At 38.4% G+C, this 19086-nt stretch carries 17 protein-coding genes; 3 read left to right on the forward strand and 14 right to left on the reverse strand.

The genetic code is table 11. From position 1 onward, the window contains the following. Positions 1-214: 214 nt before the first annotated feature. The 3 genes from Q0954_RS27115 to Q0954_RS27125 all read right to left on the reverse strand — a co-directional run bounded on the left by Q0954_RS27115 (position 215) and on the right by Q0954_RS27125 (position 2773). Complete coding sequence (locus tag Q0954_RS27115; RefSeq protein WP_299462652.1) at positions 215-1138, reverse strand: mechanosensitive ion channel family protein; 924 nt, start codon at positions 1136-1138, stop codon at positions 215-217. Positions 1139-1422: 284 nt separating this feature from the next. After that, the gene (gene rplS / locus Q0954_RS27120; RefSeq protein ID WP_299462655.1) at positions 1423-1776 is read right to left on the reverse strand and encodes a 50S ribosomal protein L19; all 354 of its coding nucleotides are present in this window, start codon (positions 1774-1776) and stop codon (positions 1423-1425) included. A 166-nt stretch (positions 1777-1942) separates the two neighbouring features. Next, positions 1943-2773: a DUF481 domain-containing protein gene (locus tag Q0954_RS27125; protein ID WP_299462658.1), complete on the reverse strand. Its 831-nt coding sequence runs from the start codon at positions 2771-2773 to the stop codon at positions 1943-1945. A gap of 320 nt (positions 2774-3093) precedes the next feature. Between Q0954_RS27125 and Q0954_RS27130 the strand changes: the two genes are divergently transcribed. Then, positions 3094-3759 carry a head GIN domain-containing protein gene (locus tag Q0954_RS27130; protein WP_299462661.1) on the forward strand — a complete coding sequence of 222 codons (666 nt, stop codon included), beginning with the start codon at positions 3094-3096 and terminating at the stop codon, positions 3757-3759. 17 nt (positions 3760-3776) lie between these two features. Here Q0954_RS27130 and Q0954_RS27135 read toward each other — a convergent pair whose 3' ends face one another. The 3 genes from Q0954_RS27135 to Q0954_RS27145 form a co-directional block, all read right to left on the reverse strand. Continuing rightward, positions 3777-4358 carry an NTP transferase domain-containing protein gene (locus Q0954_RS27135; RefSeq protein ID WP_299462663.1) on the reverse strand — a complete coding sequence of 194 codons (582 nt, stop codon included), beginning with the start codon at positions 4356-4358 and terminating at the stop codon, positions 3777-3779. Positions 4359-4493: 135 nt separating this feature from the next. Continuing rightward, the gene (gene moaC, locus Q0954_RS27140; RefSeq protein WP_299462666.1) at positions 4494-4979 is read right to left on the reverse strand and encodes a cyclic pyranopterin monophosphate synthase MoaC; all 486 of its coding nucleotides are present in this window, start codon (positions 4977-4979) and stop codon (positions 4494-4496) included. A gap of 199 nt (positions 4980-5178) precedes the next feature. Continuing rightward, positions 5179-7989, reverse strand: coding sequence for a hypothetical protein (locus Q0954_RS27145; RefSeq protein ID WP_299462669.1), 2811 nt, complete (start codon positions 7987-7989; stop codon positions 5179-5181). 325 nt (positions 7990-8314) lie between these two features. Between Q0954_RS27145 and Q0954_RS27150 the strand changes: the two genes are divergently transcribed. Further along, complete coding sequence (locus tag Q0954_RS27150; protein ID WP_299462671.1) at positions 8315-9133, forward strand: MOSC domain-containing protein; 819 nt, start codon at positions 8315-8317, stop codon at positions 9131-9133. A 56-nt stretch (positions 9134-9189) separates the two neighbouring features. Here Q0954_RS27150 and Q0954_RS27155 read toward each other — a convergent pair whose 3' ends face one another. From Q0954_RS27155 to Q0954_RS27170, 4 genes are all read right to left on the reverse strand, one after another. Further along, the gene (locus Q0954_RS27155) at positions 9190-10821 is read right to left on the reverse strand and encodes a DUF6029 family protein (RefSeq protein ID WP_299462674.1); all 1632 of its coding nucleotides are present in this window, start codon (positions 10819-10821) and stop codon (positions 9190-9192) included. Between the two features lie 152 nt (positions 10822-10973). Further along, complete coding sequence (locus Q0954_RS27160) at positions 10974-11489, reverse strand: TlpA disulfide reductase family protein (protein ID WP_299462677.1); 516 nt, start codon at positions 11487-11489, stop codon at positions 10974-10976. A 78-nt stretch (positions 11490-11567) separates the two neighbouring features. Continuing rightward, the gene (locus tag Q0954_RS27165) at positions 11568-12566 is read right to left on the reverse strand and encodes an Omp28-related outer membrane protein (RefSeq protein WP_299462680.1); all 999 of its coding nucleotides are present in this window, start codon (positions 12564-12566) and stop codon (positions 11568-11570) included. Between the two features lie 617 nt (positions 12567-13183). Further along, positions 13184-14281, reverse strand: coding sequence for a WG repeat-containing protein (locus Q0954_RS27170; protein WP_299462683.1), 1098 nt, complete (start codon positions 14279-14281; stop codon positions 13184-13186). Between the two features lie 468 nt (positions 14282-14749). On the opposite strand from Q0954_RS27170, the gene Q0954_RS27175 reads away from it, so the two are divergent. Then, the gene (locus tag Q0954_RS27175; RefSeq protein ID WP_299462686.1) at positions 14750-15724 is read left to right on the forward strand and encodes a polyprenyl synthetase family protein; all 975 of its coding nucleotides are present in this window, start codon (positions 14750-14752) and stop codon (positions 15722-15724) included. Between the two features lie 6 nt (positions 15725-15730). On the opposite strand, the gene Q0954_RS27180 is transcribed toward Q0954_RS27175, so the two are convergent. The 4 genes from Q0954_RS27180 to Q0954_RS27195 all read right to left on the reverse strand — a co-directional run bounded on the left by Q0954_RS27180 (position 15731) and on the right by Q0954_RS27195 (position 18879). Beyond that, complete coding sequence (locus tag Q0954_RS27180; protein WP_299462689.1) at positions 15731-17014, reverse strand: hypothetical protein; 1284 nt, start codon at positions 17012-17014, stop codon at positions 15731-15733. A gap of 110 nt (positions 17015-17124) precedes the next feature. Beyond that, positions 17125-18285, reverse strand: a complete 1161-nt coding sequence (locus Q0954_RS27185) for a tetratricopeptide repeat protein (RefSeq protein WP_299462692.1) — start codon at positions 18283-18285, stop codon at positions 17125-17127. 225 nt (positions 18286-18510) lie between these two features. Then, positions 18511-18687: a hypothetical protein gene (locus Q0954_RS27190; RefSeq protein WP_299462695.1), complete on the reverse strand. Its 177-nt coding sequence runs from the start codon at positions 18685-18687 to the stop codon at positions 18511-18513. Between the two features lie 33 nt (positions 18688-18720). After that, complete coding sequence (locus Q0954_RS27195) at positions 18721-18879, reverse strand: hypothetical protein (protein ID WP_299462698.1); 159 nt, start codon at positions 18877-18879, stop codon at positions 18721-18723. Positions 18880-19086: the final 207 nt, after the last annotated feature.

Genomic DNA, 19086 nt, shown 5'->3' on the forward strand with positions numbered 1-19086 from the left:
CATCTACTCGTTCTGTGATCATACAGCGAGTTTAACTATTTTCTTTTTTCCAACCTAGAAATCAGCGAAACGTAAGTCATAAGTGAATAGTTGTTAGAAAATGAATTTGAGACTTTGAACTCATCCTGAGCGAGTTCTTAATATATGGATTCAATACACTATACAAGGCAACAAAAATAAGTGATCATTTAAAATAACAAACAGAATACAATGATTATTGCATCTGCATACGCTCAAATGAAGGTATTTGCTCTTCTACCTGGTGGTAGTTACGGTGTATTTTTATTCCGTTATCTTGTAGTGCTTTGATCAGATTAGTGCGAACGTCATTTTGTAAATACCAGGAGTTGGTAGCATTGTCTGCCCAGGCAACTACCCAGCATTTGATACTTTCTTTCGACATTTCCATCACCCAAAAACGAGGTTCTTCGTGAGGAGCAAAATACTCGCTCTGACGGGCGCAGCTTTTAGCAAGCCTTTCTACCTCATCAATATTGCTCTCATACGCTACAAAAAACTCTACGTGAGTCCATTGGTAGTTGTCTATGAGCGAATAATTGGTAAACTTATTCTTGATCATTTGAATGTTAGGTATGGCATACCTGCGCCAGTTCCACATTTTTACGATGGTGTAAAAAGGGTTGATGTCTTCTATGGTACCATAAGACTTGTCTACCATGACAGTATCACCCACATTGATTACCTTAGAGTAAGACAGCACCAAACCACTGATGCCGTTTTCTATGATAGGTTTGGCAAGCATGCCAAAAACAAGTGTGGCTACCCCCAGTAAAAAAGTAAGTACAGTAGCTGGGATTTGTTTCATAAAAGGAAGCATAACCAGTAATATAAAAGGTATAATGAGCAAAGGTAACACGACTCTTTTGGTAACAGAAAACTGTTTTTCTATGTTGTCTAATCCAATTTGTTTGCCTTCTATTGCTGGGTTTTTCAGGGGGCTGTCTGACTTAATTGCGTTGAAGTTTTTTTTGTTTTTGAGCCTGAGTATTTGATAGTTTTTTGCTTTGAGTGATTGCTTGAGTAGATAAAAAAGAATGAGTGTAAATATAGTACTCACCATTATGAGATAAATGGCCTTATTGGTATTTGTGTGTAGTAAACTAATCAGATTTTGCATGAGATACTTAAGTTTGATGTGTCATTGAATAGATTGACATACCACCTGCTACAATGCATTATTGCTTGTTGGGTAAAATCGAATGCCCAATAATGAGTAGTTAAAATTACTTGAGGTAGGGTAGTATGTATGATTGCCTGAATGAAGGGTAAACTACAGGAGTAGTATGATAGTACCTTTTGAATGAAATATTGTAGAATAAGTAGAACCAGAAGGGGATAAACAAAACAAGGAGTAGACAACAACTTTGTCTACTCCTTGAAAGCATCTGATAAATACAATGCTTATTTTTTCTCTTTAATTCTGGCAGCTTTACCAGATCTTCCACGTAGATAAAACAAACGTGCTCGGCGAACTTTACCCTTTCTTACCACCTCTATTTTGTCAATATTTGGAGACAATAATGGGAAAATTCTCTCTACTCCTATCCCCCCAGATACTTTGCGAACTGTAAAAGTCTCGCCATTAGAACTAGGGTTTCTGCGCTGAATCACAGTACCACGGAATTGCTGAATACGCTCTTTGTTACCTTCCTTAATTTTCACGTGTACATTTACCGTGTCACCAGGTCCAAAGTCAGGCATATTTTTGCGAGTTTCCTGATACTCATCTTCTACCAATTTTAATAAAGGGTTCATAACTATATTGATATAATATCTTGTAGTTTGCCAAAACGAACCGCAAATATAAGATGTAAAAAGGGGAATAACTAGTTTGATACAAGTTTTTTGTAGACAAACCTTTGCTCTAGAGTTTAAAAATAGCCCGTAATCGATAGATTATTTGGCGAATTCAAAAGTAAGGCTAAAAGTTAATAATCAGGTTACTTCTAAGTGAGTAGTCGTAGTTTTCGAGAAACGACTGGATAAAACTGGCATGTCTGTATTTAAAAGTCATACCAAATGATAATGTTTTGCTAATATTGGTTCTCACTGAAGCATTGAGTAAAATACGATAGTTTTCGGTAAGGTTAAACATTTGATTGTTGTTAATATCATAGACTGCGGGTTGAATATATGCCACAAGACTGAAAAAAGTCTTATTGCTACTGTTGTCTAACAAGTAGGTCATACTGAGGTAATTACTCCATCGCCAAAAGTTGGTTTGCAAAGGGTAAGTCAGATCACTGGAGTCTAGCTTTACCTCTTCAAACTCATACATAGCTGATGAACCAAACGAAAGGTTAAGCGTTTTAGGATTTTTGATAATGTCCCAACGAAAGCCAATCCCCCCAAGTAAACGGTTTTGTAAACGAATGAATTCATTGAGTTCATTTTGACCAAAAACTTCTGCACTCCAGTGACTGGCTGAGTCTTTGTCAATGGCGTAATTATACTTGGCATACAAAAAACCTTTGCGTTTAAAAACATTAGTGTTGCCGTCATTGCGGGTTTGCCCAAAGTTGTAACTGCCAATGCCGAAAATGACGTGGCGCTTGCGTACATAACTATTTTTGACACTACCCGAAAATATATCGTTGTTTCCGTTTCCTCGGTTAAGCGACAAACTTGCCTTGAGTTGTCCTACGAGCCCCTGTTGACGATTTGAGGGGCGATAAATCTCTGTATTGACTTGTGCTATAGTTTGACAATAACTGGTGAGAATGAAACCAAACAAGAGTAGGTGTTTTTTCATAAGTAAAAGCTTGCTTTTGTGTTTGTAGATTTATTTTGAAAAAGATTAGAGGTTAAAACAGATTGTGTTGTGTATGTTTACTTAAGAAATTGTCTGCCAATTCTGTACTTATACTTTCTTGATTATATGTAGAAGGCGTTGTTTGACATTAAAGTACTCTGGCACTTTTTCAAAAAAAACAATCAGAATAAAATGCTCAAGCAACCTTTGACTCCAAAGGTGTATCTGATTGTTAGTTGCTATATTACTATTCATTTGATTAAATACAAATAGCCATGTATAAGATACTATATATTTTGTCACTTTTACCTATATTTCTGATGACAACATCTAATACGTATGCACAAAATAAAACGAGTGTTGAATATGATGCTTCCAATACCACGAAGCTAAAGGTTGGAGGATATATTCAGGTAGAACTCATAGAAGGAGACGAAGAAAAAGTAGTCTTGAGTGCTTCAGAAGAGGTAAAAAAGCTGATTAAAATCAAAGCAAGAAAAGGAAGGTTAAGCATATTGGCAAAACAAAAGCACTTGAAAAGCTTGTCGCCTGTCAAACCCAAAATTAAAGTATACTATAAACATTTAGAAGCCCTGAAAGTAAGAAACGGGGCAAAATTGACCGGACAGTATTTAATCAAAGCGAAATATTTTGATTTGGTGGTAATAGAAGGAGCTTATGTAACACTAAAGCTGCAAACCAAAGACCTAAAGGCCAGGGTAAGTATGGGAGCAGACGTAGTGCTCAGTGGAACTACTGATACATTTGAGGCAAAAGTAAAGATGGGCTCTATGCTTGATGCTTATACTTTCAAGAGTAATATATGTTTTGTCCGGACAAGCATGGGGGCTAATGCCAAAGTATTTGCCCGTGAACTTTTAAGGATGTCGGCAGGGATGGGAAGCTCTATAAAATATGAGGGAAACCCCAAGCAAGTTGCCAAGTCGTCGTCTTGGATGGGTGGCAATATTAAAAAGCAGCGGTAATGTGTAATGCTTCTGAATTAAAGGCCTTTGAGTTCATCCAGGGCTTTTTTGTATTCTTCAGGGTGGTTGGCATTGGTCAGTACCAAAGGCTGGGCTATTTGAATCAGGTGTACTTCCGACTCTTTGAGTATATTCAAAGGGCTGGTGTTATCTTCCTCGATAAACTTTTCAATGATAGGTTTACTTTGTGGTTCCCAGATTGTAAGCAAAGGTTCGGGTAAGTCGTTTTTGGGGTTGACATAAGCAGTGGCTATTTTTGCCGGATTACGTTGCCTGATCAACAAATCAATGGTTTCTTCGTTCAAATAGGGTAAATCACAGGCTACTACCAACCAAGTAGTGTAAGGCTTAAACTTAAGTGCTGTAATAATTCCTGTTACTGGTCCCAAATCTTCGTAGCGATCGTATAAGTAGTTATACTCTACGTCTTCTTCCCAGGTACCCGCCTGTTCCACCCGACAAGAGACGTAGGTCTTTTCGCAAAAGTTTTGCAATAACTCATATAAATATTGCCGTTGTGGCATCCCATGGTAGTCGAGCGCCCCTTTATCAGTTCCCATGCGGCGACTTTGCCCACCAGCCAATACTAATCCATACATAATTTTTTTACCAAAATTTTAGATGTACTGATGTACCAGGTGGTATACCCAGCATTTGTATTGAGTATATTGCAGGAACAATGCCTAAATATATTCAAAAAGCTTCAGTATTTTAAATAAACATATATCAGTAGGTTAACTTCGCTTAAAGTCTGTTTTCCCACCGGTTTTTTGCATCAATTTGGTATCTTTTATCACAATGTTTTGTGATAAACCCTTGCACATATCATAAATAGTAAGTGCTGCCACCGAAGCCCCAGTCAGTGCCTCCATCTCTACCCCGGTTTTACTTTCTACCCGTACAAAGCAATCTATCATCACTTCGTTATTTCCTTGAATCTGAATTTCAAACTTACAACTGTCAAGACTCAAAGGGTGACATAAAGGAATCAACTCGCTTGTTTTTTTAGCGCCCATAGTGCCTGCAATGATTGCAGTTTGAAACACCGCCCCTTTTTTTGTGTAAATGTCTTGATCCTTGACTTGCTGCATGACTTCTGGTGGTAGTAGCACTGTAGCGCGGGCGTGGGCGTACCGTACAGTGGTTTGTTTGTTACCTACATCTACCATTGATGGGTTGCCATCTTGGTCAATATGCGTTAGTTTTTTACTGTCTGTCATCTTGGTTTTGCTCAAAAGCCAGTATTAGCTACTCTAGCTAAAATGCTGCCTATATTTGTTTGAAAAATTGGCAAAGGTCAAACTTTCCTCTGTTTTTAGCAAGTCTTGTTTTTATAAATTTAAATAATGTTCTAAAGCACAAAACCAACCCTGGTAGACAAGGTTGGTTTTGTGTAAGTGGGTATTTTTTATCGTAAGCTTATTTTTTTCGCAACCTGTTCCATTGGCGGCAATAATACTTTTTTATCCATTTCACCCTTTTTCGGTATGTTCTGCCACTGGTGAGGTCATAATCTTCAAAAGCTTCTTTGCACTGGTTTTTTACCAAACGGTTAGGGTCGTGCTTAAAATCAACCCTGGCCATTTCATAGGCCAAACCCCTTACATTGCCACGACTTGGCAGCATCTTAATGTATTTATTAATCAATTTGGTGGCAAAGTCGCGGTCATCATCTTTGTTTTTATCAAGAAAATGAATAATCCCATGTGTCCAGAATAACACATTAGAATGGTTTTCTAAAAAGCTTTGTAAATCTGGTTTTTGAATGCCAAATATCTTTAGGTTATACTGTTGGTAATTGGTCACTACTCGATAGTGTAATTTAATGGCTTTTTGATGCATCGTTTTTTGCCCTGATTGTGCATATTGATTAATTTCTTTCCAGTCTAGGGCATACTGATAAGCATTTTTATAACGAGTTTTTAGTTGTTGAGCTATTTGTGAGGCTATGCCACAATCTTTGTTGGCGTTGGCTTTGCCTATAGCTTGTTCGAGCAACTGCCAACCTTTGATAAAATCTTTTTGATCAAAGTTTTCTCTGGCTTTTTGCACAAGTTGATTATAGGCTTTTTGGTTCAACTCACACTCTTTGTTAAATATGGCTTTTTTTAGAATCTCATATTTGTTGTTTAATGTAGGGTCGTTTGTCAACGGATAGTTGTAATGACGGGTAAAACTTAGAATTCCTGACGAAATAGCCATTGCCTCTTGTAACTTATCTTGCTTGAGTTCAGCGTGTGCCTTATCTATACGGGTAGTTACAATGCGTTGGATGGCCTCTTTTTTATATTGATCTACCTTGATTTTTAGCCGATTTATTTGCTCCTGTTGTCCACTTACCAAGGCCAAGGCTGTTTCTGCTGAAGCTAGTTTGTCAAGCGATTTTTGATAAGCTTGGTTACTGTTGTCATTCACGGCAAGCCCGGTATAAGCTGTAGCTAGTCCTAGATTTACCTCGTTTTTGGTGCCCAGTGGTGCTCCTGCATCATTCACTAAACTTGCCCCAAGTTGAAAATCATTCAGTGCCTGACTGTATTGTTTTTGGTTGTTGAACCCCTTGCCTCTATCCACGGTTTTGTTGAGCAATACTTGGTACTGTTCTACCAGTTGCTGTTTTTTGACTGCTTGATTTTGAATAAATTGTTGATGAGTCTGATGGTAAGCATGGGCAGCCTTTAAATGTTGGGCAGCGTTGTTAAAATTACCTGCTGCTACAGCTTGTTGAGCACGATTAAACTTTTGCTGGTAGATATTGGTGTGTGCCGAAGTTTTTACCTCTTGGTATGTGTTGGTGGCATGCACATTGGCTTTTTCTTGGGCTATTTGTTCAGCAAAGCTTACCTCATTCAATGCTTGCTCATAATTTTGGTTTCTTACCTGTACTTGTGCCTTTTGTACAATACGATTATACAACCTTTGGTATAGTACAGAGTGTTGGTCAGAGATTTGGTTGCCAAAGCTTTGTTGAAAACTTTCTGCTGCTTGTAAGCTGGTATAAGCTTGTTTGAAATTGGCTTGTTGCAGGTAATTGTTAAACTTGCTCAAGTACGATCGATAATGTTGAACACGTGCTTCTGTGATCAAAGCTCTGGCTTTGCCATTACAGTTATAAATATTTGCTCCTTGTTTGCTACAAATACTTTGTGCTTTTTGGTAATACTTGATTTGTGCTTGATAATGACGCTGCCTTTTCCCCAGGTTGACATAATAATCAAATATTTTTTGATACATCTGTTGGGTAGCATTGTTTATCAACGATGTACTGGTTACTGCCTGATTATCGTGCATTCTATCCAATTGATAGAGAGCATCATCGGGACGATTGTTTTTCAGTGCCAACGATGATTTTTCTATATAAGGCAAGGCAAAGTGTTTGTTTTTGGCAATGGCAAGATCAAGGTAGCGAGATTGCCTGGTTGACAAAAACTTTTGATAATACAACGCATGCCATTTTTGTTCGGCAGCGTGAAACTTTTGCTCTCCTTCGTTTAATGACCGATTAGTATGTCGTATTTTTTGCTGAAGCTTGGCTGGGTCATTTTGGTCAAGCTTCAAAGAGGTGATGAAGTGATAATTATTGATCTTATCAAATCCTTGACGAATATCGTGCAAAGAACGTTGGGTATTGACCAATAAGTCAGGGTCAGTATAATTTAGGTAAGGAAGTTTTTGTAAAAAGCCGTTTAATTGGGTAACTGCCTTGTAGTAATTGTCGATAAGTAAGCGTTGGCTACTGTTACTATTGGTGGTGCGAGCGTTGGTATTATACTGTGCTTTTAGGTTTTTCACTTTGATTTTTTTGGCTGATGTATTGGCATCTTTAAACGAAGCCTTATATACATATCCTCCTTTTGCCCCAGGGCTTATTTTTACATTATTACTGCTAAATACCAAAGTTTTATCGTTGTATACTTGCACATCAAAAGACAGCGAAACAGGAGAAGGAGTGCTGTTAAGTTTAAAACCCCGATATTGATTGTTGGTGGCTCCAGCTACCTTAAACCTGACTTTCATTGAGTAGTGCCCCACATTGTTTTCCCGCTTTACTTCTGTATATTTTGTGCGTTGGTTAAGCTGAACGAAACTGCCTGTTGTAGGACCTGCTACTTTTCTGAGTCTAACAGTTTGCCCAAAACTATAAGGCAAATGGAGGCACAGCAAACATACAAATAGGCCATACATTTTGAGCGGCTGTTTGAAAAGGTGAAGAGAAGTAAATATTTTTTCCATAGTTTCAAGCGGTTTTAAAGTTTATACATGATTATATATACTCAAAGCTACGGCTTAAAACTTAGAAGCTTTTCTGGTTTTATACTAAAATAAAAAAGTTTTATAGCAAATAGTAAGTAATTCTTAAAGGTTATTTTTTTGAGAAACTAGCATTTGATAAAGGGCTTTATAGACGCAGGAATGACATTGGTAGGCAATAGCTATCGATTCAAAGAAACTTCATTGTAATGGTAAATTTTAACATAGTAATCGACCTGTTTATAGTAATTGATAGAGGTTTCTTATTAATTTTAACTTTGCAAAACTTATTTTACCTACAATAATTATGAGTATCACATTAGCCAACCTTTACACATACCCTGTCAAGTCTATACCTGGAGTAAGCCACCACCTTGCAGAAGTACAAGATCGTGGTTTAGAACTTGACCGTCGCTGGATGATCGTTGATAGTGAAGGTGTTGCCATTACCCAGCGACAATATCCTAAAATAGCCTTGCTTAAGCAAACCATTACTGAGCAAGGGTTGGTATTTGAGGCACCAGGAATGTCATTACTGAGGGTGTTGTTTGGTGAAAATACCGGGAAATCAACTGCTGTGAAAATATGGAAGGACACTTGTAACGCATTGGTGGTTAGCTCAATGGCTGATGTATGGTTCAGCGATTTTTTAGGAACAACGTGTCAGTTAGTGTACATGCCCGATACTACCCAAAGACTGGTAGAAGAGGCCTATAACATCAATCAACATATTACGAGCTTTTCAGATGCTTATCCGTTTTTACTTATCTCTGAGGCTTCTTTAGATGATTTGAATAGTAGAATGGAAAAGCCAGTACCTATGAATCGTTTTCGCCCCAATTTGGTGGTATCAGGTACCAATGCTTTTGCCGAAGATACTTGGAAAAAAATAAAGATAGGAGATATCATTTTTCATGTGGTAAAGCCCTGTGCGCGTTGTGTGCTTACTACGGTAGATCAAACAACTGGCATCAAAGGGGCAGAGCCACTGCGTACCTTGTCGCAATACCGCAAAGTAGGCACCAAGGTAATGTTTGGGCAAAACCTATTACCTGAAAGCAAAGGGCAGTTAAGTGTAGGCGATAAGGTAGAGGTGTTAGAGGTAAAAGACAGGGTAGAAGCATAAAATATAAAGGTAGCCAGGTTTTGAAGGTGGCTACCTTTACTATAAGTATTGGGAGGTTAAAAACTACTGGTTACCGATAAAGTAAGCCCGCTGGAAGCTGGCACCAAACGACATACACCCCCTACGCAAATAAGTCCGGCGCGTTGTCTGCCATAACTTAACGAAAAACGATTGGCTCCTTTGGCATAAGCTACTCCTCCATTGTAGTAGTGCAAAGGTATGCCCTTGCCTATTCCGTTATAATTGATTTCATCGGAGGCAAAAATCAAAAAATTAGAAAAACCTACTTCTACCAATCCCATTGCCCAACTGCCAAAGTCCTGGCGGGTATACAAATGCTGTAGCTCAAAGCGTAGGGAGGCTTTTCTGCGGGGCTTGATGAGTACATCGGCTATTACAGTATGTGATTTTATCACACCACTTCCAGTCACTCCCTCTATTTGGTCTTTGTCATACTCAAGGTATACATAACTAAAAGTAGTTTTGAGTTTTCGGCTCCATTTTTTACTCAATTCTACATTAACATCCTGAAAATATTTGCGATTGCCCAGTTTCCAGAAGTCTGACTCATACCCAGCGTCTCCCGATATAGAACGTTGGTCTATACTATTGGCAACGGCATAGTTGAGGCTAATGGTAGTACCATACTTACCCCCCAGTGCCGAACCTCGCTTGAAAGTGTAAATCAAATCTGCCTGTAGACCTGCTTCGCCAAATACTTGGGTAACATAAGGGTAAAGTGTTAAAAGGCGATAGGTGTGCTGTTTGGTAGTAATGGGTATAAAGTTCACCATGAGGCTATTAAGTGGGGCATCGCGGCTTGAACGAAAATCCATGTTTTCTACTCGTTTCATTTGTACATTAATGCCTAACCCATTGTGGCTATAACTGGCATTTAGCAACAAAGCCGAGCCGTCATGATTGATGTAGTCATTGCTAAGCATTGGGGTGGGTTTTTTGTATACATATTCAGCGTCTATGTTAAAGCCTCCGTTACCAATGGCAAGCCTTCCAGCATAAGCATCGCTTTGGGGCGAGATATAGCCAAGTGTACCCGTGTAAGGCTCATATACACTTACATAACTTCCTCCTAGGGTAATGGTGGTTTCGCTCAGGGGGAATAAAAACTTATTGAGGTAAATTTCAGCATCAGCGGCACGTATAGTTCCTTCTCCTTTATTAAAACCATCACGTTGTTTTCCTGTAAGGGCTTTTATTTGTGCCATATCGTCAAAATTATATTTGAGCAATATTCCATCAATGGAGTTGTCAATGCCAGTAGGTCGGTTTTCTTGTGCCCTTAGGATAGTACCACTACCAAATTGTTCGTAAAAATTACCGGCAGTTACCTCTAGCCCATCTTTTCTATAAGTGATAAATCGGTTGGCAATTCCTTGTCCTTTGAATTCTCCTGGGTAACCCAATAAAGGTGGGAGGTAGGCCTCGTAACGTAGCCCGGCCGAAAAATCACCTTTGCGGTAAAATAAATTGAGGTAATGATTAGAAGCCATGCGGTCAGCCCCTTCTACTAAGGTAGCATTAATTGCTGAATCTGCCTGGTAATACTGAAAGTCAGATTGTAGGCTCCCTGAAATTACGCCTTTGTCGGTGGGTTGTTGGGCAAAAACCACTGGGCTCCATAATAGCAGACAAGCAATACAGGCGTAAAATTTAAGTATGTATTTCATGATAAAAATTCTTTGAGCGTATTCAGAAGTGATATGGTATGACTCTACTCAAATGTGTGTGGAAAAGCTTCTTTATTCAACAGTTTTATTGTGCTATCACTGTGTGAGGCATAGCTCAACAATAGCACAGTAAAACAGTATAATCATCGCCTTTATTTCTTGGCGTTGAGTTTTTTTAATACATCATAGTACTTCTCTTCGTCGCCAGGTTTGTATGAGGTGTGTTGCCACACAATTTCGCCGTCTTTGTTCAAAATAAAAGTATGAGGCACATTGAGCACATTCATGGCACGTTTGAGGTCACCGTTTTCGTCTATATAAGTATCAAACTCCCAGCGTTTACCTTTTACCAATGACTTAGCTCTAGCCCTGCTACGCGCGTCATCTACTGAGATGGCAATGAGTTTTACTTTCATGTCTTCTTGCCAGTCGGGATACACATCGTGTATAGCGCTTAGCTCCTGAATACAGGGTTTGCACCAGGTAGCCCAAAAACTTACAATGGTAAAATGCCCTTTGAGTGCCAGTGCCTGGGTAGATAAACTGTTGCCATCCAAGGTCTTAATGGTGACGTTAGGCAAACCCTTGGTGGTTTTTTGTGCTTTTGCCGAAAAGCTCATAACCATTACCAAAAGGCAGGTGATGTACAGTGCAGATGATGTTTTCATGATTGAGTTTGGTTGTAAAAAAGAGATAAACATAAGAAAGACCAGACCAAGCGGTCTGGTCTTTTTACATAAAATGAGTTAGTTCCAGGCTTGGGTTTCGCCTACTTTTACTACTTGAGAGTTGATAACTTCTTTGCTTGTTTTATCAGTCACAAATGCTACAATGCGGCAGTTATCTTTGTTGTAGCTATCGTCTAGTTTTAGCTTAAACATGCGCTTGTATATCTTGTCTGCATCTTGTCCACAGGTAGGCAATTCAAACCCATTAAGATCTGTCAATATATCCCGTAAGGTGGCATTGTGTTCATAACCTTTGATTGGGTTACCTTTTTGGTAAAAAGGAGAACTAGAGTTGTCATTATGATAATTTGCCTGATCATAACCACGACCTTGCCCTACTACTTTGTCTTCTATAAGATAAACTGTAATGGCATACTCCCCTTTTTCTTTGATTCCTACATAAGTCAATACCTCTACCTCATTGCTGCTGTTAACATTGGTTTCTATAGCAATGCCTAGTTTTGGGCTAGTGGTATTATTTATAATTTGACCACTGTTACGGTTAGAGTTACCAGGGTGAGAAACCTTGCTACCATTAAAAGCCTTGCGGTTAAAAGTAGCCCCTGGAAAACTATTGATGTTCCCTAGAATAGTTTCAAGGTGGGCAAACATGCGGGTTTCCATTTTATCGCGGTAGTGTATGCCTATACCAATTACCTGGTTAGGGTATTTAAGTTCGGCGTCGTGTACACTCTTGGCTCCTGATGGGCAGTACCCACACCAAGTACCTGTAAATTCTTCTATCAAAACTTTTTGTGTAATAGAGGCAGGTATTGTCTCAGGCACTTTACCATTGGTGGTATATGTGCATCCACAATCATCAGTGGTAGCGTCTTTGTTATAGTTGGTAGCAAGAGGGTCGGTACAGTTGGCTACAGTGGGAGTAGGATTACCATTACCGTTTCCTCCTGAACCTCCATTGTTAGGCTGAGGTGTTTCTTCGGTTCCAGCGCATCCTACCATAAAGCTTATTGCCAATAAACAGATGAGCAATTGGGCGTTTTTCAAAATATTCATATTTGTGGTTAAGTATAGTAAAAAGTATATGATAAACTATGTCCAAATTATACAGCGTAAATCATTTATAATTTGGAAAAATATTTTGCTTGTGTAAAGGTATAGTATTGTAATATTCTTAAAATTTACTTTTCCAAGCTTGTGTTTTTTAATGCCCGAAATTAGTAAAATATGCCGCAAAATATTTTCCATTCCACTTGGTCTTCATGTAATTTACAGCGTGTAATAGTAAAAAATACTATCAATCATTAGGGTATTTGCTCAAATATCACAGTTATAAACTCCGTGTTTTGTGCCATATCAAAATAACAGTGTGGGTATGCTTGAGGGTGAATAAGTAAGCAGGCTTACAGGTATGAAAAGTAGTTTATAGCAACATAGTATTATATTTTGTTAATAAAGTATAATATTAAGGCGATGGAAAAGTAAGGTAGTACTTGACGATGCGTATAACAAATAGGCAAGAAATGCGCTTGTTTTTTGGGCTAGTGTGATAAATTATGCTTTATAGTAGTGTCTTTTAGGGGGGAGTTACGTTTTTTGAGTGTTTTTTGGAAAGTATTTGATAATTGTAAAGTAAAAAACGGATGCTTTGAACACCCGTCTTTCAGTTTTTTTTATCTTAAAGGGGTTTTCAATATGCCCCATTTACCCGCTTGTTTAGCTACCGCATAGCCCCCTCTAAACTCGCTGGCGCTGTCAAATTTGCACATAAAAACCAGTTTTCCTCTTTTATTTATAAACCCTCTTTTACCGTTGGCTTTTACTTTAGCAAGCCCCTCATGAAACTTATAGGCAAAGTCATACTGATGAGGAATCACTGTATTCCCTTTTTTGTCAATTGCCCCCCATTTATCATTTAGCTTTACAAAACATAAACCCTCTTGAAAGCTCCACATAGATTGATACTTTGGAGGAATCACTTCTTTCCCGGTTTTGTCTATAAAACCATTTTTACGCCCTACCCTTACTGTTCCTAACCCTTCGTTAAACCACCCTGTTTTATCGTATTTGAACTCGGTAATGGCCTTACCTTTAGCGTTTATGTATGAATGTTTTTTACCTTGTTGTAAACCACACATGCCTTCCTGAAAATACCAGGCATAATCATAGTCAAATGTAGTTACCTCCTGTCCATTTTTATTGATAAACCCCCACTTGCCTTTCTTTTTTACGGCTGCCCAATTGCCCGTGTGAAAGTCCATTACCTGTTCATAGGCAGGAGGAATCACTTCTTTGCCTTTCTTGTTAATAAATCCCCACTTGCCACGTTTTTTTACTGCGGCTAATCCTCCATAAAAATAGGCAATGCCTGCATACCTAAATGGCACTACCGTTCTACCCTTGACGTTGATATACCCCCATAACCCTTTACGTACTTTGGCAATGCCTTTTCTAAAAAAGAAAGCGTCATCAAACCGGGGCTTTATCACCATTTTACCCGATTTGTTTATATAACCATACTTACCGTTAATTTTTACCGCTGCTTTGCCTTCCATAAAATCAGCTGCATCGTCATACCTTGCAGGAACCACCTCTTTACCTTCCGTATTGATAAACCCCCACTTTCCTTCTGTAGATTTTACCCTGGCCATTCCATCGCTAAAGCCCAATACAGTTTTATAATTTAAAGTAGGCTTTACATGCCACTTTTGCCCCATTACAGGAGCTATGCTGACAGCTGTCAGTATCGCTATGAGTAGTTTTCGAATCATAATTTTTTTGATTTTGGTCAATGTTTATTTTTTATCACGCTCGATAGCGTGTTGATATTGGGTTAAAATAGTAAAAAAATGGGAAAACTCACCACCTTCTTTCAACGCTAAGTTTGATATTGACAACGCATTTGAGGTTAAATGATGTTTGTTGTACTTGATGTAGTGGAAGTATGCAAGGAATAGGTTTGTTGGGGGAAGGGGTACAACTTCTATGTAATTTTTTTAATTTTTCTTTACATAGGGAATTCCCTATGTAAAAAATTTCTGTTTTTTTATCATTATGATAATAGCTAACCCCAAAGATCTGACGTTACTCAAAGTTACAAAAGTTCTCCCCCAACTCTAAAAATAAATCAAACAAAAGGCTTCTATAGCTTGTAATGTATATGACTTGCAAAAAGTTATCAAACCAAATTGGTAAATTGAACAATTTGATCGTATACTTGTACCTCTTTAGAAGCACGCATGACATTATCAATTAAGGACATACAGGCGCCTATACAAGACGTAATGGCGAATTTTGAAGGGAAATTTCGCTCTTTTATGAAAAGCGATGTTTTTTTGCTCGATAAAATCATGAACTACATTGTCAAGCGAAAAGGCAAACAAATGCGTCCTATGTTTGTGTTTCTGTCGGCAGGTACCGGAGGCGACATCAACGAAATGGCTTATCGGGGAGCAGCACTCATTGAGCTTTTGCACACCGCTACTTTAGTTCACGATGACGTAGTGGATGACTCCAATTACCGCCGGGGTTTTTTCTCTATCAATGCTTTATGGAAAAATAAAATTGCCGTATTAGTAGGCGATTATCTCTTGTCACGAGGCTTGTTGTTGTCTATTGACAATGAGGACTTTGAGCAGCTCAAAATTGTATCTAATGCCGTACGTGAAATGAGTGAAGGGGAGTTGTTGCAAATAGCCAAAGCCCGCCGTTTAGACATTACCGAAGAAGTTTATTATGATATTATTCGTCAAAAAACTGCCTCTTTGATTGCCTCTTGTTGTGCAGTAGGTGCATCAGCTGCGGGGTTAAACAAAGAGCAAATAAATATGTTTCGGGAGTTTGGCGAAAAGGTAGGGATGGCTTTTCAGATTAAAGATGATTTGTTTGACTATGGCACTGCCGAAATAGGTAAACCACTTGGCATAGACATCAAAGAGAAGAAAATGACCTTGCCGTTAATTTATGCCTTAAACCACGCCAAACGCTCTGAAAAACGCCATATTATCAACTTGGTAAAAAACAAAAGTCATAAATCAGCAAAGGTAAAAGAAGTCATTGCATTTGTAAAAGACAGCGGAGGCATTGAGTATTCAAACGAGGTGATGCGTCGCTATAGCAATGAAGCCATTGCACTTATGAATGACTTTCCCGAATCTGACTACAAAACATCTTTGATTCAATTGGTACAGTTTACCATAGAACGTAAAAAGTAAAGTTGATCAAGCTTCTTTTATTATCTTCAAAAAACCTTCATCTGCCCAGTACTCTTTAAAGTCTAAATCTTCTTTAGCTTCTATCCTAAACCTTTCTCTCAACTGAATTGCCCGCTCTAAGTGCTGAAACATGGCTTTTTGGTTGCCTTGTTTAGCGTAAGTACAAGCCTTGTTGTACCACAATACTCCATCGTATTGGTCGTGTGCCAATCCCTGGTCATAAGCTTTGAGGGCATTGTTGTAGTCGTTCATAAAAAACAACGCCAAGCCTTGACTAAAATAATAGACCCTATCGCGACTACCCACAGGAATTTGTTTGAGAATATCCATTGCTTCTTGGGCAGTCTTTGTCAATTCTTCTTGCCAACCTAGGTTTTGTAGTGCCAATGCTTTGTTTACCCGCGACAAAGCCCGGTCGTTGTCGTACTCAGCATACTTCAGGTATTGGTCGTAACACTCTAGTGCTGCTTCTGGTTGTTTACTCTCCTGAAGTACTCGTCCTTTGTCGTTCCAGGCAGTAGCATAAGTAGCGTCTAGTTGTAGCACTTTGTCAAGTACCTGTAGTGAATTTTCATAATTAATACCTTGATTGATGTCGTCTATTATCTCCATATAATATTGAGTCGCAAATATTTTAGGAAAAAAGGTTTCCAGTTTCTGAAATGCTTCATCAGTGAGTGGGGTATTTTTGTAACTCAGTGATTGTAGTTGGGTGAGTTGGGCTAGTTCGTCAGGAATGTCAGTGAAATTATTTCCTTCAAGATACAGAAACTTTATTTGCTTAAAAAGCCCTATTTCTTTGGGCAACGTATCGAGGTTTAGGTAATCCAGGTCAAGCATGTCCTGGTCTACCAGTTGGGCAATGATTTTTTGAGGAGATGCCGTTTCATTTTCGAGGCAATACTTGGCACCCTTATGAGCGTATAGCAAAGCCATATTTGCCAATATTTTGTGGTCAAGTTTAGGGTGTGCACCAAGTTTGGTCAAAAACTCTGTCATCTTGTTCTCATTGTAATACTCTCCGTATACATTCCATTTGTACTTAGTAAATTCGTACAAATCAACCGAGGCTATATTTTTATAGTATAGTTTAGCTCGACGTTTGAGGGCGTCATCGTCGGTATAAAAAATAGACAAGGCATAAAGATGGGTGACTAATTCTGTGACCATTCCTCCCCCTTTTATTAGCTGAAAAGCCAACTCAATATTATGTTTTTCTCCACTTTCGAGCAGCTTTTTTATTTGTTCAATGGCTTCCTGATTTTTTTCAAGGTAGTTCTGATGGGTCATGAGGGTATATTCTGATGATTTTATGTAGACATTGTTATCTGTAAAAGTGTGTCGGTTTAAAATTAACAATCATTTATTATTATGTATACGTTTAAAACGAGTAATTTTTCTCATTTGCTTACCAATTGCATAAAATCAAAATCTTTGTAGAAATCCGCAAAATCTGCGTCTTTTTTGGCTTCTACTTTAAAAAAGTTTCTAAGGTAAATAGCCCTTGCGAGGCAGTACAACATTTTTTCTTTATTTTGTTGCTGTGCATAAGCACAGGCTTGGTTATACCAGGCATTACCATATTTAGGATCTATGTGTAACGCTTTGTTATACACTTGATGAGCCTTGGCATACTTACCCAATCTTATATAAGAAATGCCTTGGTCATTATATATGCCTTGCTCTTTGTACTTGCCCGACGACGCATTTGTTTTGTATAAAGCCAGTGCTTTATCGAGAATGTCTATGGCTTGCTGGTGTTTACGCATCTTTCTGAGTATAGTGGCCTGTTCTATCAAGTAATAGGCATCACTAGTGTCAAGCAAAGTAGCTTTGGTCAGGTAATGTAGTGCTTCTTTGTAGTCGTTCCATACGTTGGTGTTGGCATACATAATCATTGTACCCTTTTCGGCATAGTATTCTGCCATTGCTTTAGGGAAAAAACCTTCTAACTGCTTGATAGACTCTACATTGAGTGGTGTGTCATCAAAGTAAATGTGTTCCAATTGCTTGAGGTTTTGCAGCTCATCAGGCAGGCTATCAAACAAGTTACCTTCAATGTTCAAATGTTTTATTTGAGGAAATAAACCTATTTCGGAGGGCAGAAAGGAGAGTTTCATTTGAGAAAGGTTTAGTAAATCACCTTTGACTTGTTGGGCAATCACTTGTTGAGCGGGCACCAGACGGTTTTCTAAACAGTAAGCAGCCATTTTGCCCGTTTGTTCAAATATCAATTTTACCAGCAGCGAGGCATCAATGTCTGGATAATCTTCAGCAATGGCAAGCATTCGGTTTATGGTGTCATCATTGTATACCAACCCTCCATAATACCTAAAAGCCAACGGTAGCTTATACAGTTTAACAGCGGCATTTTTAATGACAGCATCATCATGATAAATCAATAAGATAGCGCAAAGATGAGTCACTAGTGCTGGCACCATTCCACCCCCTTTAATCAAACCTAAAGCAAGCGCTACATTTTCTTTTCGTCCACTTTCTATCAATTGTTTGATTTGTATGATTGCGTTCTGGTCATTTTTTAAATAGTCTTGCGGGTTCATAAGTGTATGAGTAGTGTGGGGTTAAAGTTAATAATGATTTGTGAGGATATGGTGGTTGGTTAGTAAAAATGAGTTGAGAGGGTAAGCGCGATAAATTTAGTCAAAGTTAATGTAAAAAGGAGGGGAGCCTTCAAGTGAAAAGTAATGAGGACATTGTCTAAAAACAAAAAAACATCAGTTTTCACTGATGTTTTAAGCCTTGACGTACGCACTGAGATAGAAATACTATGCAATGACTACCAACATAATAATGTACTCTGTAGAGGTAGCATTGTTGCTGGTTGGTTTCATTGTCTTTTCGCTGGCTCGATAAGTTTTAGCGTTGCCTCCTATACATTTAGTTTGTTGTTGTTGGCTTAGGGCAAGCTTTGCAAAACGATCTATATTTTTTTTAGTTTTCATTATATCGCAAAGTTAATTGTTCAAAAATACATTCTACAGAATGATATACTCGGTAGCCGTAGCATTGGTAGTGATTTTCCTTATAGTAATAGGGGTGGTAGTTTGCTTCGAGGTTTGCCCTCCCATACATTTACTTTGTTGGGTTCGATTCAAGGTTACATTAGTGAAACAGTCTATACTTTTAGTTTTCATTGTTGTTAGATTTTTTGAGTTAACTAATATCCAAAAATACGTTAGATTTTTTGTTTCATAAAGCCATAATTCACTAATGGTACCATTATGCCTATGAATGTTGGATATTAATTTATAGACCTTATTATCCTTTACCGATCAAATCAAGCGTTTCAGGCTTCCAAATGGTTGCTTTGCCTAAAAGCCATAACCTGTTTGGGCAAAACG

Origin of the sequence: uncultured Microscilla sp. (assembly GCF_947493425.1) — a bacterium.
Taxonomy (GTDB): Bacteria; Bacteroidota; Bacteroidia; order Cytophagales; family Microscillaceae; genus Microscilla.

What these genes read in the sequence shown, in the direction of transcription:
- Q0954_RS27150 (WP_299462671.1), top strand. Translation starts at nt 8,315, where the DNA reads ATGAGTATCACATTAGCCAACCTTTACACATACCCTGTCAAGTCTATA.
- Q0954_RS27195 (WP_299462698.1), bottom strand. Translation starts at nt 18,879, where the DNA reads ATGAAAACTAAAAGTATAGACTGTTTCACTAATGTAACCTTGAATCGA.
- Q0954_RS27115 (WP_299462652.1), bottom strand. Translation starts at nt 1,138, where the DNA reads ATGCAAAATCTGATTAGTTTACTACACACAAATACCAATAAGGCCATT.
- Q0954_RS27125 (WP_299462658.1), bottom strand. Translation starts at nt 2,773, where the DNA reads ATGAAAAAACACCTACTCTTGTTTGGTTTCATTCTCACCAGTTATTGT.
- rplS (WP_299462655.1), bottom strand. Translation starts at nt 1,776, where the DNA reads ATGAACCCTTTATTAAAATTGGTAGAAGATGAGTATCAGGAAACTCGC.
- Q0954_RS27160 (WP_299462677.1), bottom strand. Translation starts at nt 11,489, where the DNA reads ATGAAAACATCATCTGCACTGTACATCACCTGCCTTTTGGTAATGGTT.
- Q0954_RS27130 (WP_299462661.1), top strand. Translation starts at nt 3,094, where the DNA reads ATGACAACATCTAATACGTATGCACAAAATAAAACGAGTGTTGAATAT.
- Q0954_RS27190 (WP_299462695.1), bottom strand. Translation starts at nt 18,687, where the DNA reads ATGAAAACTAAAAAAAATATAGATCGTTTTGCAAAGCTTGCCCTAAGC.
- Q0954_RS27185 (WP_299462692.1), bottom strand. Translation starts at nt 18,285, where the DNA reads ATGAACCCGCAAGACTATTTAAAAAATGACCAGAACGCAATCATACAA.
- Q0954_RS27145 (WP_299462669.1), bottom strand. Translation starts at nt 7,989, where the DNA reads ATGGAAAAAATATTTACTTCTCTTCACCTTTTCAAACAGCCGCTCAAA.
- Q0954_RS27165 (WP_299462680.1), bottom strand. Translation starts at nt 12,566, where the DNA reads ATGAATATTTTGAAAAACGCCCAATTGCTCATCTGTTTATTGGCAATA.
- Q0954_RS27175 (WP_299462686.1), top strand. Translation starts at nt 14,750, where the DNA reads ATGACATTATCAATTAAGGACATACAGGCGCCTATACAAGACGTAATG.
- Q0954_RS27135 (WP_299462663.1), bottom strand. Translation starts at nt 4,358, where the DNA reads ATGTATGGATTAGTATTGGCTGGTGGGCAAAGTCGCCGCATGGGAACT.
- moaC (WP_299462666.1), bottom strand. Translation starts at nt 4,979, where the DNA reads ATGACAGACAGTAAAAAACTAACGCATATTGACCAAGATGGCAACCCA.
- Q0954_RS27180 (WP_299462689.1), bottom strand. Translation starts at nt 17,014, where the DNA reads ATGACCCATCAGAACTACCTTGAAAAAAATCAGGAAGCCATTGAACAA.
- Q0954_RS27155 (WP_299462674.1), bottom strand. Translation starts at nt 10,821, where the DNA reads ATGAAATACATACTTAAATTTTACGCCTGTATTGCTTGTCTGCTATTA.
- Q0954_RS27170 (WP_299462683.1), bottom strand. Translation starts at nt 14,281, where the DNA reads ATGATTCGAAAACTACTCATAGCGATACTGACAGCTGTCAGCATAGCT.